Raw genomic sequence first — 24,657 nt, 5'->3', positions numbered from 1 at the left:
TATCTCCAAGAAACATATATTTTCAGTAGTACTGTGCTGCTCAGGCCAACTGGGCACACCGGGGTATCATAGTCGAAATGTTCGCTTTGGGAGCCCCCCGCGGGTGCTGTTTGCCCTACAGTCGCACATTCTTTGTTGCCTGATATGGCTGAAAGCCCCGGTTTTAAAGGCTTTCAGTCGAAAGTAAAGGTGATAAAAAAAGCTGTAAAACCTGCATAAATCGTAGGAAAAAGCGATTTTCAGAGGCCATTCATCAGCTGAAAGCGCTTTTTTACCGCCTTGCCAGGCTTATTTTTTCGCCGGGTTGGTGGCCTTGCACTTGGAAATCTGGGTCAAAGCCTGTTGCTGCAGTTCCGCGCTGGCTTTGTTCTCCATCAGGGATTTCAGGTCGCTGGCCGGGTACGATTTGAGTGCGTCGGCGCCACAAGCGCAATGGGCTTTTGCCGCGGCCTCACCGATAGTTTGTGCGGCCGCAGGTACGCATTGCGCCATGTATTTCTCGCGTTCGCCCTTTGGCCAGTCAGCGTGGGCGGCTAAAGGCAACAGCAGGGCGATGGGTGCGACTACAGCGAACAAACGATTCAGACGCATGCTGGGATACTCCTTGTGGGTCAATGTGTAGTTATCTGAGGGGTAGACCGGGCTTCAAGTTCAGCACTCTGGCATAAAAACGATTGATTTACCCCGTTGGAAAAGCTGTATCCCGCGACGACCGTTCATCTGTGTTAGCATGCTTGGCTCGCGTGTTTACAGGCATCGGTTGACCTTCAGTCCCGGTCGCGGTGAGCGCGCGAATAACCCTGATTTGAATCCCAGTCACTCTGGTTCGGTTTTCCGGTTGGCCGCAAGGCTCCTGCCGCTGTAAGGCAGGCGTTCGTCATTGAATGGCCTGGACCGGATCTTGTACTGGCTCATCCCAACCCACGTGACCTTTGGTAGGGGTCACCACTAGGAGAGGAGGCGCCATGCCAACTATTACTCTTCCCGACGGCAGTCAACGTTCATTCGATCACCCGGTTTCCATCGCCGAGGTCGCCGCATCCATTGGTGCTGGCCTGGCCAAGGCCACCGTGGCCGGAAAGGTCAATGGCAAGCTGGCTGATGCCAGCGACATCATCGACAGCGACGCTTCGCTGCAAATCATCACGCCAAAGGATGAAGAGGGGCTGGAGATCATTCGCCACTCTTGCGCCCACCTGGTGGGGCACGCGGTCAAGCAGTTGTACCCGACCGCCAAAATGGTCATCGGTCCGGTCATCGACGAAGGTTTCTATTACGACATCGCCTTTGAGCGTCCTTTCACCCCGGACGACCTGGCTGCCATCGAACAGCGCATGCAGCAGCTGATCGAGAAAGATTACGACGTGATCAAGAAAGTCACTCCGCGCGCCGAAGTGATCGAAGTGTTCAAGGCCCGCGGTGAAGACTACAAGTTGCGCCTGGTCGAGGACATGCCGAACGAGCAGGCCATGGGTCTGTACTATCACGAAGAATACGTCGACATGTGCCGCGGTCCGCACGTGCCGAACACCCGCTTCCTCAAATCCTTCAAGTTGACCAAGTTGTCCGGCGCCTACTGGCGTGGCGATGCCAAAAACGAGCAATTGCAGCGCGTTTATGGCACGGCGTGGGCCGACAAGAAGCAGCTGGCTGCCTATATCCAGCGCATCGAAGAAGCCGAGAAGCGCGATCACCGCAAGATCGGCAAGCGCCTGGGCCTGTTCCACACCCAGGAAGAGTCTCCGGGCATGGTGTTCTGGCACCCGAACGGCTGGACCCTGTACCAGGTGCTCGAGCAGTACATGCGCAAGGTGCAGCGCGACAACGGCTACCTGGAAATCAAGACGCCTCAGGTCGTTGACCGCAGCCTGTGGGAGAAATCCGGGCACTGGGCCAACTACGCCGACAACATGTTCACCACCCAGTCGGAAAACCGCGACTACGCCATCAAGCCGATGAACTGCCCTTGCCACGTGCAGGTGTTCAATCAAGGCCTGAAGAGCTACCGCGAGTTGCCGATGCGTCTGGCCGAGTTCGGTGCCTGCCACCGTAACGAGCCATCGGGCGCATTGCACGGCATCATGCGTGTGCGTGCGTTCACTCAGGATGACGCCCACATCTTCTGCACCGAAGAACAGATGCAGGCTGAATCCGCTGCGTTCATCAAGCTGACCATGGACGTCTACGCCGATTTCGGCTTTAAAGACGTCGAAATGAAGCTCTCCACTCGTCCGGAAAAACGCGTCGGTTCCGATGAGTTGTGGGATCGCGCAGAAGCGGCACTGGCTGCAGCCCTTGATAGCGCGGGTCTGCCGTACGATCTGCAGCCGGGTGAGGGCGCGTTCTATGGTCCGAAGATCGAGTTCTCGCTGAAAGATTGCCTCGGCCGTGTCTGGCAGTGTGGTACCCTGCAGCTCGATTTTAACCTGCCTGTCCGTCTGGGCGCCGAATACGTCTCCGAAGACAACAGCCGCAAGCATCCGGTGATGTTGCACCGGGCGATCCTGGGTTCCTTCGAGCGTTTCGTCGGAATTCTGATCGAGCACTACGAGGGTGCATTCCCTGCGTGGCTGGCGCCGACCCAGGCAGTGGTGATGAATATCACTGATAAACAGGCAGATTTTGTCGCCGAAGTGGAAAAAACTCTCAACGAAAGCGGGTTTCGTGCCAAGTCTGACTTGAGAAATGAAAAGATCGGCTTTAAAATCCGCGAGCATACCTTGCTCAAGGTTCCCTATCTCTTGGTTATTGGAGATAAGGAAGTCGAGATGCAGACTGTCGCTGTGCGTACTCGTGAAGGTGCTGACCTGGGCTCGATGCCCGTCGCCCAGTTCGCCGAGTTCCTCGCGCAAGCGGTTTCCCGGCGTGGTCGCCAAGATTCGGAGTAATTATTATTAAGCGTGAAATGAGACAAGATAAACGAGCTGCACCGAAAGCCCCGATCAACGAGAATATCTCGGCACGCGAGGTTCGGTTAATTGGCGCTGACGGCGAGCAGATTGGCATCGTCTCGATTGATGAAGCGCTTCGTATTGCTGAAGAAGCCAAGCTTGATCTGGTAGAAATCTCCGCCGACGCTGTCCCGCCTGTTTGCCGGGTGATGGACTACGGCAAATCGATCTTCGAAAAGAAGAAGCAGATTGCTGCGGCGAAGAAGAACCAGAAGCAGATTCAGGTAAAAGAAATCAAGTTTCGTCCAGGGACGGAGGAAGGGGATTACCAGGTAAAACTGCGCAACCTGGTACGTTTCCTGAGTGACGGGGACAGGGCCAAGGTATCCTTGCGATTCCGCGGCCGTGAGATGGCCCACCAGGAGCTGGGGATGGAACTCCTCAAGCGAGTTGAAGGTGACTTGCTCGAGTACGGTTCGGTCGAACAGCATCCTAAGATGGAAGGACGCCAGCTGATCATGGTCATCGCCCCGAAAAAGAAGAAGTAATCAACAGGGCACGGCAGGCCTTCTGATTATGTTTATCAACTGAATGCGGAGTATCCGAACATGCCAAAAATGAAGACCAAAAGTGGTGCTGCTAAGCGGTTTCTGAAAACTGCTAACGGTATCAAGCACAAGCACGCTTTCAAGAGCCACATCCTGACCAAAATGTCGACCAAGCGTAAGCGTCAACTGCGCGGTAGCAGCTTGCTGCATCCGTCTGACGTGGCAAAAGTCGAGCGCATGCTGCGCCTTCGTTAATTTTAGTCAAGAATAGAGGAAGTAACTCATGGCTCGTGTAAAGCGTGGCGTCATTGCCCGTAAGCGTCACAAAAAAATTCTGAAACTTGCTAAAGGCTACTACGGCGCACGCTCCCGCGTATTCCGTGTTGCCAAGCAAGCGGTAATCAAGGCAGGCCAATACGCCTACCGTGACCGTCGTCAGAAAAAACGTCAGTTCCGCGCTCTGTGGATCGCTCGTATCAACGCTGGTGCTCGTATCAACGGTCTGTCCTACAGCCGTTTCATCGCCGGCCTGAAAAAAGCGTCCATCGAGATCGACCGTAAGGTTCTGGCTGATCTGGCAGTGAACGAAAAAGCGGCGTTTGCTGCGATTGTCGAGAAAGCTAAAGCCACCTTGGCTTAAGTACCCCCGACAGTCACCCGGCCTCACCTCTGTGGGGTCAGGTGTTAAACGTCATAAATAGGGGAAGAGCCTTCAAGCTCTTCCCCTATTTTGTATCTGGAGTCTGTACATGGAAAACCTGGACGCGCTCGTCTCTCAAGCTCTAGAGGCTGTGCAAAGCGCTGAAGATATCAATGCCCTGGAGCAAATCCGGGTTCACTACCTTGGCAAAAAAGGTGAATTGACTCAGGTGATGAAGACCCTGGGGAATTTGCCGGCAGAAGAGCGTCCGCAAGTCGGCGCGCTGATCAACGTCGCCAAGGAGCGTGTCACAGAGGTTCTCAATGCGCGCAAGGCGTTGTTCGAGGAGGCTGATCTCGCAGCCAAGCTCGCCGCCGAATCCATTGACGTGACCCTGCCTGGCCGCGGCCAGACCTCAGGCGGTCTGCATCCGGTTACCCGGACTCTGGAACGTATCGAGCAGTTCTTCACCCACATCGGCTACGGCATCGCCGAAGGCCCTGAGGTCGAAGACGACTACCACAACTTCGAGGCGCTCAACATCCCAGGCCATCACCCGGCCCGGTCGATGCATGACACCTTCTATTTCAATGCCAACATGTTGTTGCGCACCCATACCTCGCCGGTACAGGTTCGCACCATGGAATCGAAACAGCCGCCGATCCGCATCGTCTGCCCAGGCCGTGTGTATCGCAGCGACTCCGATATCACCCACTCGCCGATGTTCCACCAGGTCGAAGGCCTGCTGGTCGACCGCGACATCAACTTCGCCGACCTGAAGGGGACCATCGAAGAGTTCCTGCGCGTGTTCTTTGAAAAAGAACTGGCAGTGCGCTTCCGTCCTTCGTACTTCCCGTTCACCGAGCCATCCGCTGAAGTCGACATGGAATGCGTGATGTGCAGCGGTAAAGGCTGCCGTGTCTGCAAGCAGACAGGCTGGCTGGAGGTCATGGGTTGCGGCATGGTTCACCCGAACGTGCTGCGCATGTCCGGGATCGACCCGGAAGAGTTTTCGGGCTTTGCCTTCGGCATGGGCGTTGAGCGTCTGGCCATGCTGCGTTACGGCGTGAACGACTTGCGTCTGTTCTTCGACAACGACTTGCGGTTCCTCGCGCAATTTCGCTAGTCGTAACGAATTCTTAGGAGAGCAGGATGAAATTCAGTGAACAATGGCTGCGTGGCTGGGTAAGCCCGCAGGTAAGTCGCGACGAGCTGGTTGCTCGTCTGTCGATGGCCGGTCTTGAGGTCGATAGCGTAACGCCGGCCGCCGGTGTTTTCAGTGGTGTGATCGTGGGCGAGGTGCTGAGCACCGAACAGCACCCGGACGCCGACAAGCTGCGCGTTTGCCAGGTCAGCAATGGTTCGGAAACTTTCCAGGTTGTTTGCGGCGCACCCAACGTGCGCCCAGGCCTGAAGATCCCGTTCGCCACCATCGGTGCCGAGCTGCCGGGCGACTTCAAGATCAAGAAAGCCAAGCTGCGTGGCGTCGAGTCCAACGGCATGCTGTGCTCGCAAGCCGAACTGCAGGTGGGTGAGGGCAACGATGGCCTGATGGAGCTGCCGGCCGATGCGCCAGTGGGTCAGGACATTCGTGAGTACCTGAACCTGGACGATGCCAGCATCGAGGTCGACCTGACCCCGAACCGCGGCGACTGTCTGTCCCTCGCGGGTCTGGCTCGTGAAGTGGGCGCACTGTATGCGGCTCCAGTGACTCGTCCGGTGGTCGCTTGCGTTCCGGCCGTGCACGATGAAGTGCGTCTGGTTGAAGTGCTGGCCCCTGCTGCCTGCCCACGTTACCTGGGTCGTGTGATCCGTAACGTCGACCTGTCCCGGCCAACGCCGCTGTGGATGGTCGAGCGTCTGCGTCGTGCCGACGTGCGTAGCATCGACGCGGCTGTCGACATCACCAACTACGTGATGCTGGAGCTGGGTCAACCGCTGCACGCCTTCGATCTCGCCGAAATCAATGGCGGCATTCGCGTGCGCATGGCCGAAGAAGGCGAGAAGCTGGTGCTGCTCGACGGCCAGGAAGTCAGCTTGCGTAGCGATACGCTGGTGATTGCCGACCACACCCGTGCCTTGGCAATCGCCGGCGTTATGGGCGGCGAGCACAGCGGCGTCAACACCGCGACCACGCGTGACATCTTCCTGGAAAGCGCGTTTTTCGATCAGATTGCCGTCGCTGGCAAGGCCCGTTCCTATGGCCTGCACACCGATGCTTCGCACCGCTACGAGCGCGGCGTGGACTGGCAACTGGCCCGTGAAGCCATGGAGCGCGCCACAGGCCTGCTGCTGGACATCACCGGTGGCGAAGCCGGCCCGATCATCGAAACCGTCAGCGAGCAGCACCTGCCGTCGATCGCACCAGTCACTCTGCGTGCCCAGCGCATCACCCAAATGCTGGGCATGGAAATGGACTCGGCTGAAGTCGAGCGTCTGCTCAGTGCTTTGGGCCTGAAAATTTCCGCGGATGGAGCAGGGCAGTGGCGCGTAGAAGTACCAAGCCATCGCTTCGATATCAGCCTGGAAGTCGACCTGATCGAAGAACTGGCCCGTCTGTACGGTTACAACCGTCTGCCGGTTCGTTACCCGCAAGCGCGCCTGGCGCCGCAAGCCAAGGCCGAAGCACGTAGCGATCTGCCTGAACTGCGTCGTCTGCTGGTTGCCCGTGGTTATCAGGAAGCGATCACCTACAGCTTCATCGATCCGAAACAGTTCGAACTGTTTAATCCGGGTGTTGAACCGCTGCTGCTCGCCAATCCGATTTCCAACGACATGGCTGCCATGCGTTCGTCGCTGTGGCCAGGCCTGGTCAAGGCACTTCAGCACAACCTGAACCGTCAGCAGGATCGCGTTCGTTTGTTCGAAAGCGGTTTGCGTTTCGTCGGTCAGCTCGAAGGCTTGAAGCAAGAGCCGATGCTGGCAGGTGTGGTTTGCGGTAGCCGTCTGCCGGAAGGCTGGGCGCAAGGTCGCGATGTCGTCGACTTCTTCGACGTCAAGGCTGACGTGGAAGCGGTGTTGGGCTTCGCCGGTGCACTGGATGCATTCACTTTCGTGCCGGGCAAGCACCCAGCGTTGCACCCGGGTCAAACCGCACGCATCGAACGTGAGGGCCGATTGGTCGGTTTCGTCGGCGCCATCCACCCGGAACTGTCGAAAACTCTGGGTCTGGATCGTCCGGTGTTCGTTTTCGAGCTGGTTCTGGCGGAAGTGGCTAGCGGCAAAATGCCGAAATTCCAGGAGTTATCGCGCTTTCCTGAAGTACGTCGTGACCTGGCTTTGATTGCGCACAAAGACGTCGCAGCCGCGGCAGTACTGGACGTAATCCGTGAAAATGCAGGCGAATGGCTGACAGACCTCAGGCTATTTGACGTGTATCAGGGTAAAGGCATTGATCCTGATAGAAAAAGCCTCGCAGTCGGCTTGACCTGGCAGCATCCATCGCGCACTCTTAATGACGATGAGGTGAATTCCACGACGCAAAACATCCTCACCTCGCTCGAACAAAGGTTGGACGCCACGTTAAGGAAGTGACGTATGGGGGCTTTGACGAAAGCTGAGATGGCGGAACGTCTGTATGAAGAGCTGGGCCTGAACAAGCGGGAAGCCAAGGAATTGGTCGAACTGTTTTTCGAGGAAATCAGGCACGCTCTTGAAGACAACGAGCAGGTCAAATTGTCCGGTTTTGGCAATTTCGACCTTCGGGACAAACGCCAGCGGCCTGGCCGCAACCCGAAAACGGGTGAAGAAATCCCGATCACGGCTCGCCGTGTGGTCACCTTTCGTCCAGGGCAGAAGTTGAAGGCCCGAGTTGAGGCTTATGCTGGAACCAAGTCATAACGACGAGCTTCCCGTCATCCCAGGCAAACGCTACTTCACCATTGGTGAAGTCAGCGAGCTGTGTGCGGTTAAACCGCACGTGCTGCGCTACTGGGAGCAGGAGTTTCCTCAACTCAACCCCGTCAAACGCCGCGGAAACCGCCGGTATTATCAGCGCCAGGACGTGCTGATGATCCGGCAGATCCGCGCGCTCCTTTACGATCAAGGGTTCACCATCGGCGGCGCACGCCTGCGCTTGTCCGGTGATGAAGCCAAAGACGACACCACGCAATACAAGCAAATGATTCGCCAGATGATCGCTGAGCTCGAGGATGTTCTGGTGGTCCTCAAGAAATAAATTCTGCTTTTAAATACTTCCAGTTTTCAAAAGCTTGCGATATATTCTTGAGCGTTCCTCGAGAAGAGGAACAGGTAACACGCCTAGTCGGGGCGTAGCGCAGTCCGGTAGCGCACTAGCATGGGGTGCTAGGGGTCGAGTGTTCGAATCACTCCGTCCCGACCATTATTACTGAGTAAAATCAGACACTTAAGCCGATCAGATAGATCGGCTTTTTTGTGCCTGCGCAAAACCCGCGCAAAACTGGCGCAAAACTACCCGGTGATTTCGTGTGAGTTCACGCCGCTTTTGGCCCTTTTTCGCGCTGCCTTTGGCACCAACCCAGTCCTATATTTCTCTTCCTTTCTCAGCGTTTTCGCATGTCAGATACCCTTGCCACACGCCCTGTTTCCGGGCGATTGGGGCGATTTTCCTCACCCGCTCCGCGGCGCTAAACCCAGGTAGCTCAGTTCCGATTCTTCGTTCTCAAAGGGCACCATCCAGAATCCGCGATGCCGGCTGTACGTCACGCGGGCCGTGCCTTTGAAGACAAACGGAAGCTGCGAAAGCACCTTTAGGCCAGACTTCCGATTGTGTGCTAGGGAAACGGAACAGAGCGCGGGGAGGGCGTATCAATTTGAATTGATTGCTGACGGACTGTGGGCCTCCTGAAGACCCTTTGATCACAAGACCCAGCGGCCGATTTGGAATCAAACCCTCGCGTCCGAGAGCCTGACTCATACCTCCAAATTCGACGTTTTGGGCCCAAACCGCAGTGCCAAACAGACCACCAATTCACCTGACTTCTTGCCGTTTTGGTCACAAACCATTTTGCAGGTAGTTGGCACCGATTGAATGCCGCTGGACCTACGAAAGATCCGTCAGCCGGCGCTTCTAGCGGTTAGCTCGGGATTTCTTGCAAGCTCCTGGATCGTGCCTAATTCGCTGTGAACTCACATAAATTCACGCCGCTTTTGGCTCTTTTTTGCGCTGCTTTTGGCACCAATCTAGTCTGATACTTCTCTTTTTTCTCAGCTTTTCCGCATGTCAGATACCCTTGCCACACGCCCTGTTTCCGGGCGATTGGGGCGATTTTCCTCACCCGCTCCGCGGCGCTAAACCCAGGTAGCTCAGTTCTGATTCTTCGTTCTCAAAGGGCACCATCCAGAATCCGCGATGCCGGCTGTACGTCACGCGGGCCGTGCTTTTGAAGACAAACGGAAGCTGCGAAAGCACCTTTAGGCCGGACTTCCGATTGTGTGGTAGGGAAACGGAACAGAGCGCGGGGAGGGCGTATCAATTTGAATTGATTGCTGACGGACTGTGGGCCTCCTGAAGCCCGTTTGATCACAAGGCCCAGCGGCCGAATTGGAATCAAACCATCGCGTCCGAGAGCCTGACTCATACCTCCAAATTCGACGTTTTGGGCCCAAACCGAAGTGCCAAACAGACCGCAAATTCACTGACTTCTTGTTGTTTTGATGACAAACCATTTTGTAGGTAGTTGGTACCGATTGAATGCCGCTGGACCTACGAAAGATCCGTCAGCCGGCGCTTCTAGCGGTCAGCTCGGGATTTCTTACAATGTCCTGGCCGGTGCCAAATCCGCTGCGAACGCACATAGGGGTAAACATGGGGGTGAATACCCCCGTCATGCAAATCCTACAGATAGACGTTCAAATTATTCGCGGAAGAAATAAGTTCAGTCGCAGCGCGAGAGTGATCTGTAGCCTCCAGCCTTAAAGTCTCTCGTTCCTTGAACCTGCCGGTTCGACCCAAGATCCGGTTATCCACATAAAACTAAGGGCTTGCGTGCATTTGCAGGTAAGCCCTTTTTTGTTGCTCAACGGTTGTCAATCACCCATGCCAACCCTATACCCGTTGCGAGGTCGTTCAGCCGACGGCTTCCGATAGCTCGGTAATGCTCTAAGCCAACGCTCTCAACGTCAATCTCGTGCATGAGTGGATTCGATCGCCGCAGGTCAGCCAATTACTGCTTTTGCATCAAAAAAGTCCCATCAGCTCAAATCAGTTGTACAGCCAGGGCTCCAACTCAGTGAGGTTCCTGACCACAATCTGCTGCGCTTCAGGCCGGGGCTCCATTTTTGTCGGGTCGATCTGATAACGCTGTAATACATATTTCACCAGTGCCCGACGCGTAGGGATCAGCAGTTGGCCGTTCTGCATCCCGAAATCGGCTTCGATGATTGCCTTCTGTGCGGCTGTCAGTCGCGAGTCGGGCTCGATGATCACCGTTACCTCGTTATTCCAGACTTCGTCCCCATCAATCCCGTTCTCGGATTTGCCATCCACTTCAGGCTGGCCGCGCAATCGACTCAGCACGAAGTCACGGTATTGATTGTTCTTCTCGCAATAGGCTCGTACGTGCCAACGCATACCGGAATAGACCAGGGTGTGTGGTGCGATGAGCCGACCTTCCGGGGCGGGGTTGGCCAGTGACACGTATTCAACTTCAAGGCGCATGTTCTCTCGACAGGCTTTGAGCAAGGGCCGCAGGATTTCTGGGCGAATCGTTCGGTCCGGAACTTCCAGCACCTTGGTGTGGGCATAGGCCAGGGCCAGGCCTTCGATGTGCGGAGCCCGCTCGTTGTTCTGATAGAGCAGGTGCAGATAGGCGCTGGCACTGTCGTCGATGAACAACGGCTTGAAGTGCTTGCTCGGCACGTAGCCCTTGAGTTGTTTGTCATATGCCAAGTTTCGGGGCGCATGTTCAGTGATGTAGGTGTTGATGTCCTTGGACGCCTGCTGGCGACTGATCCCGAAACTCTGGATCAGGTGCACCGTGGTCAGCCGGCCTTCCCACCAGGCAATGGTCTCGATCAGACGATAGCGAAGCGCCAGGTCCCAGCGAACCTGCTCGATAGATTGTTTGCGTTTCATAGCCCCTCCATGTGTGCGGATACTTTACCTGTATAAGTCTACATTCTATACCTGTAATTTAACGCGACATATCGTGTGCCTGTCTTAGAGATGAATTGAACTCACGGAAGGAAGTGGACATGAGTATGTCGGACGTGGTCTCGACAGGTGCGTTGCTGACGATCGGGCTGATCTTTATGGTGCTGTTGATGCAGTACCTGCGGTTGCGCGAAATCTGGCACCTGCTGCTTGGCAATCGGAAGGCGGCCCGTTGGGCGCGCATCCGGGAAATGGAAAACCGAGAGTTGCGCTCGGCCTTGCGGGCGGAAAAAGCGCACGTGGAACAGTTGCAGAGAAAGCTGGAAATTGTGCTGGCGATGGTGCCGGTTGCGTGAGGGGAAAGGACATGAACCGACTGGAAGGAATCAAAGGATGCTTGCTTGGCGGCGCTGTGGGCGACGCTTTGGGCGCTTCGGTGGAATTCCTCGAGTGGCCTGCTATCGAGGCCAAATACGGCCCTCAGGGGGTTGTCGATTTCACCCCGGTCCGTGGCGTTACCGGTGCCATTACCGGCGATACGCAGATGATGCTATTCACCGCCGAAGGCCTGTTGCGTGCCTTTGTGCGGGGCAGCTCTGGTGTGGTTTGCCATGTACCCAGTGTCATTCACCATTCACTGCTGCGCTGGCTGATGACCCAGGGCTACCCATCGGCAATGTCGGTGAGCGTCGATGGCTGGTTGATCACCGAGCCGGAGCTGTGGTCGCGCCGTGCTCCTGGCGCCACCAGCCTGAGCGCACTCAAGGCCAGCTCGCACCTGGGAGCAAATGCCGAAAACAACAGCAAGGGCAGCGGAGCGTTAATGCGAGTGGCGCCATGTGCATTTTTCGCCAACGCCTTCGAGTACGCGGCTCAATCCGCCCGCCTGACTCACGGACATCCCACCGGCTATCTTGCGGCGGGTCTGTTGGCTGACATCCTCCAGCGCCTGATTGATCACCGGCCCAGTCTGGAAAATGCGGTGACTTCAAGCCTGGCCCGGCATGGTCAAAAAGCGGGTATGGAGCAAACGCGCAGCCTGCTCGAACGCGTGTTGTTTTTCTTCTATGAAGGCTATCGCCCTACACCCCAGCGAATCGCCGAGTTCGGTGGCGGGTGGTTGGCGGAGGAAGCCTTGGCCATTGGTCTTTGGTGTGCGCTTTCGGCCGACACCCTGGAAGAGGGCATCATCAATGCGGTGAATCACAATGGGGACAGTAACAGCACCGGGCTGATCGCTGGCCATCTGCTGGGTATCCAGCATGGCGCAGCGGCGATCCCCTCGCGGTGGTACAAGCGATTGGAGTTACGTGGGGTGATCGAGCAGGTGGCTGAGGATATTGAACGGATACCTCGGGATTACTGTGGTCATGGCGGGGAGTTCGATGAACTGATCGAGCGGGCATACCCCGGGAGCTGAATGGGCCAAGCCATTAAGTGCGTATCTGAATTTTGGAGAACGGCCATGCCCATAAAGCCCGGACCTCTTTCAGAAGATCCACTGCAGGGTGTTTTCCAAGAAAAATTGGACGGCATTTTCAACCTCCCCGGCGTCATCAAGATTGTTTTTATGCGGAGCTCAACTTTCTATTTTTTTGGGCGATACAGTAGGCAAAGCTATTTCATAGGAGTGTTTGCATGAGCGGTTTTAAGGATGATGTAGATTTCAGCGAGAAGTTCGCTAACGAATTCAAAAATGCTCGCAACAAAATCAAGAAGCCCAACATTCTCGTTTTAGGCGGGACGGGTGCAGGTAAGAGCTCTTTGGTGAATGCGACGTTTGGTGAAGCGCTTGCGGGCGTAGGTGCTGGAAGTCCTGTAACCAAAGGAATCGAAAAATACGAAAATGAGCTGATTCGCATATTCGATAGTGAAGGTTATGAGTCTGGCGAAGAGGCGCAGAAGCGATACAAGGAACAGGTCGTTGACTTCGTCAAAACGAGAGCACCACAACTGGATGATCAGGTCCACTTGGCCTGGTACTGCATCAGTGTCGCTAACCACCGCGTTTTTGATATCGATATCAAAACGATTAATGAGATTGTCGCCAGCAAGATTCCAGTTGCGGTAATCATGACGCAGGTCGATCAAGTTTCCGAGGACGATAGCCAGACTCTTATCGCCGTGGTCAAAGACAAATGCCCCAAGGTTACAGTCTTTGAGTTCTCAACCGATGCCTCGGTGGGGTTGACCGTGGAGCCTTTGATTACATGGGCACACAACCATCTGGACGAATCGCTCAAGGAAGGTTTTATCAGCTCTACAAGGAGCGGAATTGAGCTCAAACGCAAACAGTCCTACACGGTCATTGCTCAGCACGTGGCGAGTGCCGCGACTATTGCGGCAAGTCCGATCCCTTTCTCCGATGCTCCGCTCCTGGTCGGCAACCAAATCACCATGATCGCGCGGCTGGCTTCTATCTGGAACATGCCAAGCATTAAATCCCTTACGGCCGGTGGCATTTTTTCACAGCTGATCGCGCAATTGGGTCGCAGTCTGGCAGGCAATCTCATCAAGTTTCTTCCCGGGGGCGGAAGTGTCGTAGGTGCTGCCATTAATGCTTCGATCGCATCGGCCATTACTGGTGCAGTAGGTTACGCCGTGACTGAAGTGTGTGAGCGCGTAGTGGAGGATGATCTGAATGGCGTAGTCAAGGACATTGCAGAATACTTTGACAGCAATCTGATTTCCGAGCTGATCAAAGCGAAGATGAAAGGGGGCTGACGCCGTGTCTCAGATTAACGTTCTTATCTTGGGTAAGTCAGGGTGCGGGAAGTCTTCGTTGCTGAATTACCTTTGGGGTAAAAAAATCGCCGAAGCGGGTGCGGGTCGACCTGTCACGCCTAAGGCGGCTGACGCAAAAGGTTGTGGAATTTACCCATACCCACCGATTGTTCTGAATGATTTCAAGATGGTGGTGCATGACAGTTGGGGCATCGAAGCTGACAAAGCCGAAGCCTGGCGCGAACTGATCATTAAGGAAGCACATGAGCGTGAGGATCAAGGACAGATCACCGATTGGTTCCATACAGTCATCTACTGCATCAGCGCCAAGGGCGCGCGTGTCGAGGATTACGAGTTCAAGGCAGTCATCAACCCGCTGATCGAGCAAGGGTTTAACGTAGTGTTCGCCCTTACAAAATCGGATATCGCTTCCGATAGCGAGAGACGAGACGTTCGTAATTATTTGCAGAGCAAGGTGCCAAAATGTGGCGCGATCGTTGATGTCAGTAACCTGGGGCAAAAGCTCAGGAATGGTCGAGAGACCACGGCGTTCGGGGATGCTGCTTTGCTACAGGCCATCATGGCCAGTGTGAAGGCCAACCTGATTGGCAAGATACGAGCGCAGTTTCTCAGGCGCTGCAATATTCGGGCTGATCATTGGAAAGAAAAAGTTCTGAGACTATATGATCAGGAAGCCGGATTTTTCAGCAATTACTCTAAAGTACACACCAAGGTGGCCGAGTTTGCAGCTTCAAACTCCAAAGAGATGGCGGTGGAGTTAAAGAGTTGGATGGTCGGTGTCACCCGCGAGGCGCAGGTTATTTTTAATGGATTGGGCGTGCTATTTGGCGCCCAACAGTTCCATCGTGAAACGTTGCGAGATTATGACCGTGAAATCATCGCAGCAGATCTGTTGAAATGGGATTGGACCGATAACCTGACAGAAACAATCTTTCAAATATTACCTATCTTGAACGTGGTGTACGCCGTGGCAAAGAAGGGCATGCATCGAGACAAGCTTGCAGAGAAACTTGATAACGCAATTTCGTTTTTCAAGAGTCGCAGTATTGAAGTGAGCAGCAAGCTGGACAGCTACTTGGGGCGAGTTCTCGCGCTTCCGACCATGGCAACTCAAGCCTAGACCCATCAAAAAGCCAAGCGGCGCCCGCTGCTTGGCTGCGCCTTCGATTTCAATCCAGCGACATAATGTCGACTGCCAAAGCCAGTTGAGCAGACTTTGTACACGCGACACATTGAGCGCTTGATAGTCCCTGGGCCGCCGATTCTTGAGGTATTGGGCGGTGCGTAAACGTATTAGGTCTGTCTAAGAACATTACATATCAGGAGGCAAAATGCTGGTGTGATGCCAACGCGACGACCTCAGCCGACAAAACCTGCTCCATTTGTTTACCTGTATGGGTAATCACCGTGGACGTAGCCTGTTCTTTTACTTAGGGTGTGGCCATTCGACACTACCCACAAGGCGACCTGCATGAAGCGCGACCAGTTCCTGGCACAACCTGAAGTCGAGTCTTTTGTCGCGTGGCTGGTGGAGCATTTGCCGCAGCTCACCTTCAAGCTGAACTTCAAATCCAGTAAGTTCGTGCCCGGCGGTTTAACGGCCGAAGTGCAGGGTTTCGAGCAAGTCATTCAGCACTATCACTGGAAGGCAAACTGGCAAGACAGCGACCACGGAACGGTGGATTCACAAACATGGGTCGAAACCCGGCGCTCCCTCGGACAATTGCGCGAGTGGCTGACCAGTGCGGTCAACGCGGGTAATGACCAACACACGCTACAAGCCTGTTTGCAGATTCTTCGTTGGGGTGGCGTACGTGGTGCCATTGCGTTCTTGCACCGGCTGGCCGCAAAAGGCGAGCTGACGAGCTATCTTCAGCGGATGGCCGGGCGCATGTCGCTCGACGGCAACAACGACCTGAACGATCTCGATGCCAGCAGCGTTGAGCGTTTCGATGCCGGTCTGACCAAAATTCACGCCTTGTTCGATACGTCGGGGTCACCCATCTATGACAGCCGCGTAGGCGCTGCGATCGCCATGTTGTACTCCTTGTTCCGCCAACAGTGCACCCAGAAGGGAAAACCGTTGCTGGCCTTCCCGTCGGGAGCTGCGCGTGGCAGTCAGTTGCGAAATCCCGGAGATTTTAAAGATTGTATTTCCGCCCCTCAGTTTGGAGCGAACGCCTACGAGGACTGGGCCAAGTGGCAGGTGCGCCTGGGCTGGATCATTCGAGCGGTGCTGGAAGAGCGTCCAGGCTGGTTTGCAGACCAAGGGACATTGCCTGCGCGTTGCCATGCGTTTGAGGCCAGCTTGTTCATGCTGGGTTATGACTTGCGGTGTTTTGGTGTGCCAGAGGCGTTCAAATCGACGCCGCGTTCTGCAAGTAGCTCCTTGAGCGACGATGTGCAAGACGATGCAGACGATGAGCGCGAGTCGATCAGTGGTCGTGGCTGGGTACCGACCGGGCATCCTTTTACCCAGGTTCTGCAGGACTACCTCGCGTTCAAAAACAGTGGGGCTGCTGACAACAAGAACGAGTTTGTTCGCTGGCTGGTGGCGAAACCGGCCCGCCCCAACAAAAAGCCATTAACAACCGAGTCTGCCGCAGGTTATTGCTTCCCCTTCGCCAGCGGTGAGTTCGATCTGTTCCAGCGGCCAATGACGGCACTGGAGCAGATCGTTGCTGGTGGTGAGCGTGGTTTGTGCGCGGTGCGCTGTGTCGAGGTTCTCGACACGTTCACTGTCGGGGATGAGCGGGAAAGCGTATGCCTGGTCGACGTTTATCTCACCGGCCAACTCTATCGCATGGGGATGAGTGCCGATGAGCGAGTTGCGTATTTGATCGACTGTGGATTCGCCGGTAAGAAGCACTCCGCCAATACGCTGATGAATGTCGGCCGAGGCGTCGGTAAACACTTCGGCTTGCTGGACGACACCTTTCAACCCACTGAGCTGTTTGACCGTTTTTTTGCCACAGAGCTCGAGCTCTGATCGACCGCACATCATTCTGAAAAGGACATCACCATGCAGCTGAAAAGTGGCACTCGTCTCTACTCCGCCTCCGATATCTGCAACTTTCTCGAGTGCCAGCACCTGACCTCGCTGGACCTTCAGCACCTCGTCTCTCCTATGGAGAAAGTGGTCGAGAGTGATGAAAACCGGCTGATTCAGCAAAAAGGCCTTGAGCATGAGGCCGCGTACCTCAACCATTTGCGCCAAGTGCATGGTGATGTGGTCGATATCGCCGAAGGTGGGGAAAAAAGCTTCGCGGAAAAAGTTGAACAAACGATCAAAGCCATGCAGGCGGGTGTCGACCTGATTTTTCAAGGCGCGCTGCAGGAAGGTAACTACATCGGTCACGCTGATTTTTTGCGCAAGGTTGCCGTTCCTTCCACATTGGGCGACTACAGCTATGAGGTTATCGACACCAAGCTGGCGAAAAGTCCGAAAGCCAAGTTCATTGTGCAGATGGCGCTTTACTCGCGAATGCTGATCCCTATCCAGGGCATGGCTGCGCAGCACATGCACGTGGTGTTGGGTGATTCGGCAATGACTGAGCATTCATTTCGCGTCGCTGATTACGCGGATTACTTCGAGCAGGTCGTGCAACGTTTCGAAGCCTTCGTAGATAACACTCCGGCCGCGTCAACCTACCCGGAACCCTGCGCCCATTGCGGCTTCTGCTCCTGGCGCGAGCGCTGCAAACAGCAACGCATTGACGATGATCATCTGACCTTTGTCGCCAACATCAGCAAGACCCAGATCAACAAGCTGCGATCAGTTGGTGTGACCACATTGACGCAACTGGCGCAGAGCGAAGCTGAGCTACGGGTGCCCAAGCTTTCCCATGATGCCCTGGATAAGTTGCGACATCAGGCACGTTTGCAGTTTCAAGGGCGTTCAAGCGAAAAACCGCTGTATGAGCTACTGCCCGCGACAGCCTTCAATCGCGGGTTTGCCCGTATGCCTGAGCCGGTCGAGGGCGATCTATTCTTCGATATGGAAGGGGATCCGCTGGAGGAGGGCGGCCTTGAGTATCTGTTCGGTCTGTATATCGACGAAGCCGGAGAGCGGCGTTTCGAAGCTTTCTGGGCGCATTCGCGAGCAGAGGAAAAACTGGCGTTCGAACGTTTCATTGATTTTCTGATGGCTCATCTGCAGCGTTTCCCGGGCGCGCATATCTACCACTACGCCAGTTATGAAGAGACCGCCATCAAGCGCCTGATGACCCAGCATGGCACACGCGAGGCGCAAGTCGACTGGCTGTTGCGCAACGGCAAGTTGATCGATCTGTACAAGGTGGTGCGGGAGGCTATTCGGGTCTCCGAGCCCAGTTACTCGATCAAGTACATCGAACATTTCTACATGCCCAAGCGCGATGGTGAAGTCACCAGTGCGGGCGCCAGCATCGTGTTTTATGAGCGCTGGAAACAAACCCGGGATTCAGAATATCTGGAGAAGATCGAGCGTTATAACGAAGACGATGTGCGCTCGACGTTCCTGCTGCGCAACTGGTTGCTGCACATTCGTCCGACGACGGCAGGACGCAAGAGTATTGCCGATGCGGATACGGCTGAAGCGCCCGTTGCCGTTGGCGTTAACGAAATCGAGCACCGCCTGCAGCGCTATCGCCAGGCGTTACTGGGGCAACTCCCGGAAGATGAGGCGCAGTGGGATGAGAATACCCGCGCCAAAGAGATGGTTTTCCAGTTGCTGGATTTTCATCGGCGTGCCGATAAGCCGGTCTGGTGGGACATGTTTCAGCGCCAGGATATGTCACGTGACGAGCTCATGGATGACATCGAAAGTCTGGCGGGTCTCGAGCGTACCCATCAGCCACCTGTACCCGAGAAACGATCCTTCCTCTACCAGTATCACTTTCCCGAACAAGAGACCAAGCTTCGTACCGGCTCCGAAGGCGTCGTGATCGAAACGCTGGGTCGTATCAATCTGCACCAGCTTGATGTCGAGAACCGGCTGGCGACCTTCAAGGCCACACAAGAGCCAGCTTCAGGCGCTGTTTTTGATATGGGACCGGGTGGCCCGATTGACTCATCGGTAATGCGCGATGCTCTGTTTCGTTATGCCGATAGCGTCATGACGGGAGGCGGCGGGTTCAAGGCGCTGGACGATTTTCTGCATCGTCGAGCGCCCTCCGTGGTTGGCGTCAATCCAGGAGATGACCTGCTGGCCGCGCAGTTGCCGCCGCTCGATGCCATCAAGCAAACCGTTCGCAATCTTACTGACAGTACGTTGTTCATTCAGGGACCGCCGGGGGCCGGGAAAACCTATACCGGATCGCATGTGATCGTCGATTTGCTACGCACCGGAAAGCGCATTGGCATAACCTCCAACTCCCATCACGCGATCAACAATCTGTTGTCGGCCATTGAAACCCGGGCAGATGAGGCGGGTTTGCAGTTCAACGGGCTGAAAAAGTGCTCCAAGGACACCGAGTCGGAGTTTGACGGGCGCTGCATCCGGTCCATCGAAAACAAAAAGCAATTCCTCGCCGCCTGGAATGATCAGGTTTCGCTGATCGCCGGAACGGCCTGGCTGTTTGCCGATGAAACCTTTACCGACGAGCTGGATTACCTGTTTATCGACGAGGCAGGGCAGGTGAGTGTGGCGAACCTGATCGCGATGGGTATGTCGGCACGCAACATCGTCCTGATGGGCGATCAAATGCAGCTTTCGCAACCGATCAAGGGTGCTCATCCGGGTCGCTCCGGTGACTCGATTCTCGACTATCTGCTTGATGGTGCCGCGACCATCCCGGCTGATCGTGGAGTCTTCCTTGCCCAGAGTTGGCGTATGCATCCGGCCGTTTGTTCATTCGTGTCTGAAGCTGTCTATGAGGGACAACTGTCGGCAGCTGCTGGCAATGAGCGACAAGTCCTGATGCTCGATGGTCAGCACCCTGAAATCCCCGACAGCGGCCTGATGTTTTGCCCGGTCATTCATGACGGCAACAGCCAGCGTTCCGAGGAGGAGGCGACTGTGGTGCGTGATCTCTATCAGTACTTCCTGGGGCAGTCATTTCAGAACAAAAAGGGTGAGCAACAGGTGATCGGCAAGGACAACATTCTTGTTGTTGCGCCGTACAACCTCCAGGTTCAGTTGATAAAGCGTCTGCTCCCGGAGGGTGCCCGGGTCGGTACGGTGGACAAGTTTCAGGGTCAGGAGGCGGAGATTGTGATCGTCTCGATGGCGACGTCAAACGAAGACTATCTGCCCCGCGACATCGGGTTTCTCTACTCAAAGAACCGGCTGAACGTCGCAGTCAGTCGTGCCAAATCGCTGGCCTGTATCGTCGCAAGTCCTGCCTTGACGGCTATCCGTTGCAAAACGCCGGCTGAAATGGCCCTCGTCAACATGCTGTGCAAGGCTGTCAATGATGGCGCGCCCCAGGTGCCCGGGACTGCTTAGGGCGATTCTAGGGAGGGCAGTCATGCTTTCGGGTGACTGCCGACACCTATTCGGGTGATGTCTTTTGTGTGTATATGTAATCTTTTTTGTCATGTCTTTCGTTGTGTTTTTCAAACCAGCTCTGCCCACGGACCAGCGTTTGTCATTGCCCGCCACCGGCGCCCATTGAAATCAAGGCAGTGGGTGTGTTCAAGACTGAAAATGCCGATACAGAGCGTTCGATCATCAGTTTCTATTGGTACGAAAACTTTACCTGTATAAGTCAACATTATGGACCTGTCGTGTAAGTCTACATATTATTTGATTGTCTTCGAGATCAATCGAACTCACGAAAGGATGTGGACATGACAATGTCGGATGTTATTTCGACAGGCGCTTTGCTAGCGATGGGTGTCATCGCGTTGGTGCTGCTGGTCCAGTACCTGAAGCTGCATGACATCGGACAGATGATTCACGAGTGCAAGACTGCAACCCATCAGGCAAGGATATGGGAAATGGAAAACCGTGAGCTGCGTTCGGCCCTCAGAGCCGAAAAGGCGCATGTCGAGCAGTTGCAAAGAAAGCTGGTGTTGTTGCAAGCATGGACTCCAGCGGCGTAAGGAAACAGGCGTGACAGGTTTGAGCGGTTTGAAGGCTGCCTGCTCGATCACGACATTCCCCGTCGCGTTGACTCCTCATGCTCGCCTCATCAGCAAACCGAGCGATGGCTACACAGATCCGAATCGCTGAAAAACCCGTTAACCTCAAGAGGTCGTGCCATGAAAAATCTGTTCGCCATTGTTGGCGTCATCGTCGTCGCCAAGAAGGGCTATGAGTTTTTCCGTGAATACATGGAAATGAAACAGGAACTGGCCAAACGCGCCGCTGATTCGGCCTGACAAAGTCCGGCAGCGCCGACCACTCCCTTTTTCCCTACCACCAACTGGTGTCATCCCAATGCCCTGGCCACCCCATCCTTTCACCTTCACCTGCCCCCAATGCCACTGGCGTACCACAACGGTGCCGCCCAGCGATGCGCTGCGTGAGGGCAAAGATTGGTTTTCGGCTTGTCCTTCATGCCAGCACGTCGACCTGGATGTCCGGCCTGCTACGGGACTGGAAATTTTCAAGGCCAAGCTGTTGCGACCGTTCGGCTGAAGTCCTATCCAAGTGAGAGGTACGCGATGTGTAACGATGAAACTGACAATCATGCGGATAGTCCGCCACCTGCGCAGGTTGAAGCTGAGGAGGTCGAGTACAGCGAGGAGTTCGCCGCCATGATTCTCGAACAGGAGGCGAATGGCCGTTTCCATGAAATTGATGTCGACGACATGCTCGCTATGCTCGACCGCATGATCCTCGAGGCCCAGGGCTTGGGCAGTGTGCATTAGCTCTCCAGGCAGAGCATCAACAACGGGTACAGTCGCACGTCATCGAAGGTCTCGGCGCAGGCGACCAGATAGGTGATCTGCCCGCGCTGGACCCAACCCCGCGGAGTGAGCGTGAGTTCATGCACGCGATTTTTGTTCGCCGACCGCTACCGACAGTGCAGCTTCAGGTCCTCGAGCAGAGCTTGCTGCAGCAGGTCCAGATGTTCGGCATTGATGTCCGGGGCAATCAGATTGGCCGTCAGGATCGCAGTTCTACTCTCGAAGGCCTCAATTCGTGGCGGCAAATTCTGCCCGGTGATGGAAGTAATAGTCTTCATAGCGGCATTGCAGCAACGACAAGGACAGCAGAGTGGCAATGCGGTTTTCGACGCCATGTTCCGTGCACAGCGCCGGCAGGCTTTGAATCAGGCAGGCGAAGCTGCCGGTAAGGGCCGATGTAGCCACGTCATGCTGTGCAGCGAGTTGCTGATCCAGATATTGCTGCAAGTCCTCGATATCGGGTGTGAGTCGATTGATCGTACGCTGTGCGTTTGCGAAGAAGTTACGCACCGGGCTGATCAACTGTTCCAGCTCTACCTGCCAATAATGCAGCCACCATTGTTCCAATGGATGTCCCTCCGGAAGGGAGGGCACGGTCCAGTCTTTGAGCGTTGCAGTGTCGGTTGCCAACTGTCGAAGCCAGGTCTTGAGAACCTTTTCGCGAAGCTCTGCGGACTTGAACCCCATTAGCCGGTACATATTCATGCCCGCCACGAACTCTTCACCGACGCGTGCCTTGTCGAGCAGATTCTTGCCGCGCTCCAGAAGTCGAGCGGATTCGAGTAACTGTGGGTTTATATCCCAACCGGCGGGCCAGCGCTTGAGGGCCGCGGCCCATGGGTTTGCATTGATGGAGGGTGTCGAGTGCCCGAGCGGTGCGAGCAGGCAGTGCCAGAATCGATCACGAAAGTTTTGCAGATCGCCGGTGGGCAGCTCCTGGAAGTCGACGCAGAGAATATCCAGTTCCAACTCGTCCGCTGCACGATCAAGCTCCCCCCATAACCGGTAGGCCAGATCCTGCGCACGTTTTTCGAGGTGAGCCGCATCCTTGTCCGGACAGGCGGTAATCACCATCAGCAGCTTGGCCCGGCCTAAAAACCTGGCGTCGTCATCGGCTTCGGCCAGGGCCGACATGAAATCCTTCAGGTGATCGGCATTGGTCGCGCCATCGAGCCTGGCTGCCTGACTCACATAGACTATCGCCAGATTGTGGTGACCGGTCATCAGCGATGCCGCGCTCTGTTCCGCGATCTGGTCATCACCGGAGTTCCAGCCGGGCGTATCGATCAGGAACAGGCGCTTGGGGCTCTTGTCGTCGCTGTAACCATCGCCATTGGGCAGGATCAGTCGCGACTCATTGATCGTCAGGCGCAACCGGTGTTGGCTCGGGTCCAGGTGAATGAGCTCGTTGCGTTCGGGAAAATGGGCAAAGGCTTCGAGGGGGGTGGCCTCTGAGTAATCATGCTCACGCTGGATCAAGGTCAGCGCTGGCGAGTCGCCGTAGGTGATCTCCAGTGGCAAACGGGTTTGGCGTTCAAGGGAGCTGATCGGGAACAGTGCCGGCGGAATCTGATCGCCGAACAGCTCTCGCAGCAGACGCGTCTTGCCGGCGGAAAACTCACCGACGAACCTGGCGGTAAGGACGCCGTCTTGCACAGAGGTACTGCTCATCATGCTCGCGCTGAAGGACAGCAGGTGCTGCTGCACAGCCAGCGAGCGGGTGAAGCCGATGTTTCGAGGCGTTGTATTGAGAGTCATGGCATTGATACACAGGAGGGGTCGGAGAGCACGCCGATCAATTGATCAGCATTCCAGACGATGCGTTCGGCCGCACCTTGCCAGCCCAGGCGGCTAAGGATGGCCAACTGTTCGGGGTCCAGGCATTGCTTCACGAAATCGAGCAAATGGTCGCGCAATGGAGCGTTAGCCAGTACACCTTGTTTCCACTCATCGCCGGCTTGCACCAGGGCTATCAGGTTCGACAGCCCGGCGCGGCAGGCTTGGTACGTCGCACTGTTTTCCGACAGCAGTAACGGCACCAGCAACAGGTGGTGATTCTTCGGGCCCCAGTATCGCGGATCACGCCACAGGTCATCGTTTTGCACCGCCGACACGGTCTGGTGAATCAACTGTTCGGCTTCGCTGGCGACGGTGGCTGAAACGTTCGCCCCGATGCGTTGCACCGCTTGCCAGAATATCGGCTGGGCTCGAAGCAGGTTCTGTCGGCACACGGCCAGGTCTTCATCGAGTGCATCATCCAGGACGCGGGCATAGAGATGAATGCGCGCGCAGTCGGACAGCAATTGCTGTGTGCGTTCACTCACGGGACCATCGAGCCAGGGCTCGGCCAGAACGGCGAGAAAAGCCGGGGCATGCTCGGCCACGGCGTTGAGCCGCCGGGCAGCATGGCGGGCGGCGGAGTTGCTGTCCGGTAGATGAATGCGCCTGATGTCGTCGGACAGCTGCTGTTCAAGACGGCTAACGATGTCTTGCATGGACGTTCTCTTGTATTCGCCTTGATTGGGCAGTGCCAGCGGCACGTCGGATCTCATTCAATGCCATAAACCTGCTTGAGAAATCGGTTCCATTGCGGGGGACGACTCAAGATGCTTTCGGCTGTTTTTTTCGCCTCGCGAGTTTTTTTCTGAGTGTCTTTCTTTTGAAGCAGTTGCGCTTGCATCGTTGCGATTTCGGCAACCGTTTTCACTTGCACTGCCGTTGTCGCCAGCTGCCTGAGGTAATCATCGCAGTGATTGTGCAGGGTATATTCGAGCAACTGGCAGAGCTGGCTGTGCCGTGCCTCTTCCAATGCGGTCCGGGCCTGCAGTTCAGCAGCCTTTGCCGCAGACGATTGACTCGCCCGTAACTTCCCGGTTTTCGGCTGTGGTTTAGCCTTGGTTTGACGTGTTGTCATAGGGGGAT

The 24,657-nt window shown here is 55.6% G+C and carries 21 protein-coding genes and 1 tRNA gene; 16 read left to right on the top strand and 6 right to left on the bottom strand.

Annotation, left to right across the window (positions count from 1 at the left end):
- Positions 1 to 288: 288 nt before the first annotated feature.
- Positions 289 to 591: a hypothetical protein gene (locus BJ917_RS07220; RefSeq protein WP_096512523.1), complete on the bottom strand. Its 303-nt coding sequence runs from the start codon at positions 589 to 591 to the stop codon at positions 289 to 291.
- Between the two features lie 374 nt (positions 592 to 965).
- On the opposite strand from BJ917_RS07220, the gene thrS reads away from it, so the two are divergent.
- The 9 genes from thrS (at position 966) to BJ917_RS07175 (ending at position 8,421) form a co-directional block, all read left to right on the top strand.
- Positions 966 to 2,888: a threonine--tRNA ligase gene (thrS, locus tag BJ917_RS07215; RefSeq protein WP_121102842.1), complete on the top strand. Its 1,923-nt coding sequence runs from the start codon at positions 966 to 968 to the stop codon at positions 2,886 to 2,888.
- Positions 2,888 to 3,439 (top strand): translation initiation factor IF-3, encoded by a 552-nt coding sequence (infC, locus tag BJ917_RS07210; RefSeq protein ID WP_169843736.1) that lies wholly within the window; start codon positions 2,888 to 2,890, stop codon positions 3,437 to 3,439. The genes thrS and infC overlap by 1 nt, the downstream gene beginning before the upstream one ends.
- A 60-nt stretch (positions 3,440 to 3,499) precedes the next feature.
- On the top strand, positions 3,500 to 3,694 hold the full coding sequence (rpmI, locus tag BJ917_RS07205) for a 50S ribosomal protein L35 (RefSeq protein ID WP_002553160.1): 195 nt from the start codon (positions 3,500 to 3,502) through the stop codon (positions 3,692 to 3,694).
- Positions 3,695 to 3,722: 28 nt separating this feature from the next.
- Positions 3,723 to 4,079, top strand: a complete 357-nt coding sequence (gene rplT, locus BJ917_RS07200; protein ID WP_007905879.1) for a 50S ribosomal protein L20 — start codon at positions 3,723 to 3,725, stop codon at positions 4,077 to 4,079.
- 109 nt (positions 4,080 to 4,188) lie between these two features.
- Positions 4,189 to 5,205 (top strand): phenylalanine--tRNA ligase subunit alpha, encoded by a 1,017-nt coding sequence (gene pheS, locus BJ917_RS07195; protein ID WP_007940232.1) that lies wholly within the window; start codon positions 4,189 to 4,191, stop codon positions 5,203 to 5,205.
- Between the two features lie 26 nt (positions 5,206 to 5,231).
- Positions 5,232 to 7,613, top strand: coding sequence for a phenylalanine--tRNA ligase subunit beta (gene pheT, locus BJ917_RS07190; RefSeq protein ID WP_121102840.1), 2,382 nt, complete (start codon positions 5,232 to 5,234; stop codon positions 7,611 to 7,613).
- 3 nt (positions 7,614 to 7,616) lie between these two features.
- Entirely contained in the window at positions 7,617 to 7,919 is a 303-nt protein-coding gene (gene ihfA, locus BJ917_RS07185; protein WP_002553164.1) for an integration host factor subunit alpha, read from the top strand.
- On the top strand, positions 7,900 to 8,256 hold the full coding sequence (locus BJ917_RS07180; RefSeq protein WP_003179985.1) for a MerR family transcriptional regulator: 357 nt from the start codon (positions 7,900 to 7,902) through the stop codon (positions 8,254 to 8,256). Before ihfA ends, BJ917_RS07180 begins: the two co-directional genes overlap by 20 nt.
- Before the next feature lie 88 nt (positions 8,257 to 8,344).
- Positions 8,345 to 8,421, top strand: a tRNA-Pro gene (locus BJ917_RS07175).
- Between the two features lie 1,842 nt (positions 8,422 to 10,263).
- Here the strand turns inward: BJ917_RS07175 and BJ917_RS07170 are convergent.
- Positions 10,264 to 11,136, bottom strand: coding sequence for a WYL domain-containing protein (locus tag BJ917_RS07170; RefSeq protein WP_121102838.1), 873 nt, complete (start codon positions 11,134 to 11,136; stop codon positions 10,264 to 10,266).
- Between the two features lie 119 nt (positions 11,137 to 11,255).
- Here BJ917_RS07170 and BJ917_RS07165 point away from each other — a divergent pair, with 119 nt between their 5' ends.
- The 7 genes from BJ917_RS07165 (at position 11,256) to BJ917_RS07130 (ending at position 20,925) form a co-directional block, all read left to right on the top strand.
- Entirely contained in the window at positions 11,256 to 11,510 is a 255-nt protein-coding gene (locus BJ917_RS07165; RefSeq protein ID WP_121102836.1) for a hypothetical protein, read from the top strand.
- Between the two features lie 11 nt (positions 11,511 to 11,521).
- A complete protein-coding gene (locus BJ917_RS07160) occupies positions 11,522 to 12,574 on the top strand; it encodes an ADP-ribosylglycohydrolase family protein (RefSeq protein ID WP_121102834.1) in 1,053 nt (350 codons plus the stop codon).
- A 218-nt stretch (positions 12,575 to 12,792) separates the two neighbouring features.
- The gene (locus BJ917_RS07150) at positions 12,793 to 13,878 is read left to right on the top strand and encodes a GTPase (protein ID WP_121102830.1); all 1,086 of its coding nucleotides are present in this window, start codon (positions 12,793 to 12,795) and stop codon (positions 13,876 to 13,878) included.
- Between the two features lie 58 nt (positions 13,879 to 13,936).
- Positions 13,937 to 15,019, top strand: a complete 1,083-nt coding sequence (locus BJ917_RS07145) for a hypothetical protein (RefSeq protein ID WP_372237687.1) — start codon at positions 13,937 to 13,939, stop codon at positions 15,017 to 15,019.
- A 351-nt stretch (positions 15,020 to 15,370) separates the two neighbouring features.
- Positions 15,371 to 16,888, top strand: coding sequence for a hypothetical protein (locus tag BJ917_RS07140; RefSeq protein WP_121102826.1), 1,518 nt, complete (start codon positions 15,371 to 15,373; stop codon positions 16,886 to 16,888).
- A gap of 33 nt (positions 16,889 to 16,921) precedes the next feature.
- Complete coding sequence (locus BJ917_RS07135; RefSeq protein ID WP_121102824.1) at positions 16,922 to 20,326, top strand: TM0106 family RecB-like putative nuclease; 3,405 nt, start codon at positions 16,922 to 16,924, stop codon at positions 20,324 to 20,326.
- Positions 20,327 to 20,670: 344 nt separating this feature from the next.
- Positions 20,671 to 20,925, top strand: coding sequence for a hypothetical protein (locus BJ917_RS07130; protein WP_121102822.1), 255 nt, complete (start codon positions 20,671 to 20,673; stop codon positions 20,923 to 20,925).
- A 767-nt stretch (positions 20,926 to 21,692) separates the two neighbouring features.
- On the opposite strand, the gene BJ917_RS32240 is transcribed toward BJ917_RS07130, so the two are convergent.
- The 4 genes from BJ917_RS32240 to BJ917_RS07105 form a co-directional block, all read right to left on the bottom strand.
- Positions 21,693 to 21,821 (bottom strand): hypothetical protein, encoded by a 129-nt coding sequence (locus BJ917_RS32240; protein ID WP_256658519.1) that lies wholly within the window; start codon positions 21,819 to 21,821, stop codon positions 21,693 to 21,695.
- Between the two features lie 142 nt (positions 21,822 to 21,963).
- On the bottom strand, positions 21,964 to 23,493 hold the full coding sequence (locus tag BJ917_RS07115) for a dynamin family protein (RefSeq protein ID WP_121102815.1): 1,530 nt from the start codon (positions 23,491 to 23,493) through the stop codon (positions 21,964 to 21,966).
- Positions 23,490 to 24,230, bottom strand: a complete 741-nt coding sequence (locus BJ917_RS07110) for a hypothetical protein (RefSeq protein WP_121102813.1) — start codon at positions 24,228 to 24,230, stop codon at positions 23,490 to 23,492. Before BJ917_RS07110 ends, BJ917_RS07115 begins: the two co-directional genes overlap by 4 nt.
- Positions 24,231 to 24,283: 53 nt before the next feature.
- Positions 24,284 to 24,649, bottom strand: coding sequence for a hypothetical protein (locus tag BJ917_RS07105; protein ID WP_121102811.1), 366 nt, complete (start codon positions 24,647 to 24,649; stop codon positions 24,284 to 24,286).
- Between the last annotated feature and the right edge of the window lie 8 nt (positions 24,650 to 24,657).

Origin of the sequence: Pseudomonas sp. WPR_5_2 (assembly GCF_003634475.1) — a bacterium.
Classification (GTDB): Bacteria; Pseudomonadota; Gammaproteobacteria; order Pseudomonadales; family Pseudomonadaceae; genus Aquipseudomonas; species Aquipseudomonas izuensis.
The sequence above is the reverse complement of the archived record's forward strand: the minus strand, read 5'-3'. Positions and strand labels throughout refer to the sequence as shown.

What these genes read in the sequence shown, in the direction of transcription:
- rpmI (WP_002553160.1), top strand. Translation starts at nt 3,500, where the DNA reads ATGCCAAAAATGAAGACCAAAAGTGGTGCTGCTAAGCGGTTTCTGAAA.
- ihfA (WP_002553164.1), top strand. Translation starts at nt 7,617, where the DNA reads ATGGGGGCTTTGACGAAAGCTGAGATGGCGGAACGTCTGTATGAAGAG.
- thrS (WP_121102842.1), top strand. Translation starts at nt 966, where the DNA reads ATGCCAACTATTACTCTTCCCGACGGCAGTCAACGTTCATTCGATCAC.
- BJ917_RS07115 (WP_121102815.1), bottom strand. Translation starts at nt 23,493, where the DNA reads ATGACTCTCAATACAACGCCTCGAAACATCGGCTTCACCCGCTCGCTG.
- BJ917_RS07105 (WP_121102811.1), bottom strand. Translation starts at nt 24,649, where the DNA reads ATGACAACACGTCAAACCAAGGCTAAACCACAGCCGAAAACCGGGAAG.
- rplT (WP_007905879.1), top strand. Translation starts at nt 3,723, where the DNA reads ATGGCTCGTGTAAAGCGTGGCGTCATTGCCCGTAAGCGTCACAAAAAA.
- BJ917_RS07170 (WP_121102838.1), bottom strand. Translation starts at nt 11,136, where the DNA reads ATGAAACGCAAACAATCTATCGAGCAGGTTCGCTGGGACCTGGCGCTT.
- pheT (WP_121102840.1), top strand. Translation starts at nt 5,232, where the DNA reads ATGAAATTCAGTGAACAATGGCTGCGTGGCTGGGTAAGCCCGCAGGTA.
- BJ917_RS07220 (WP_096512523.1), bottom strand. Translation starts at nt 591, where the DNA reads ATGCGTCTGAATCGTTTGTTCGCTGTAGTCGCACCCATCGCCCTGCTG.
- BJ917_RS07165 (WP_121102836.1), top strand. Translation starts at nt 11,256, where the DNA reads ATGAGTATGTCGGACGTGGTCTCGACAGGTGCGTTGCTGACGATCGGG.
- BJ917_RS07180 (WP_003179985.1), top strand. Translation starts at nt 7,900, where the DNA reads ATGCTGGAACCAAGTCATAACGACGAGCTTCCCGTCATCCCAGGCAAA.
- BJ917_RS07130 (WP_121102822.1), top strand. Translation starts at nt 20,671, where the DNA reads ATGACAATGTCGGATGTTATTTCGACAGGCGCTTTGCTAGCGATGGGT.
- BJ917_RS07110 (WP_121102813.1), bottom strand. Translation starts at nt 24,230, where the DNA reads ATGCAAGACATCGTTAGCCGTCTTGAACAGCAGCTGTCCGACGACATC.
- BJ917_RS07160 (WP_121102834.1), top strand. Translation starts at nt 11,522, where the DNA reads ATGAACCGACTGGAAGGAATCAAAGGATGCTTGCTTGGCGGCGCTGTG.
- BJ917_RS07150 (WP_121102830.1), top strand. Translation starts at nt 12,793, where the DNA reads ATGAGCGGTTTTAAGGATGATGTAGATTTCAGCGAGAAGTTCGCTAAC.
- BJ917_RS07140 (WP_121102826.1), top strand. Translation starts at nt 15,371, where the DNA reads ATGAAGCGCGACCAGTTCCTGGCACAACCTGAAGTCGAGTCTTTTGTC.
- pheS (WP_007940232.1), top strand. Translation starts at nt 4,189, where the DNA reads ATGGAAAACCTGGACGCGCTCGTCTCTCAAGCTCTAGAGGCTGTGCAA.
- BJ917_RS07135 (WP_121102824.1), top strand. Translation starts at nt 16,922, where the DNA reads ATGCAGCTGAAAAGTGGCACTCGTCTCTACTCCGCCTCCGATATCTGC.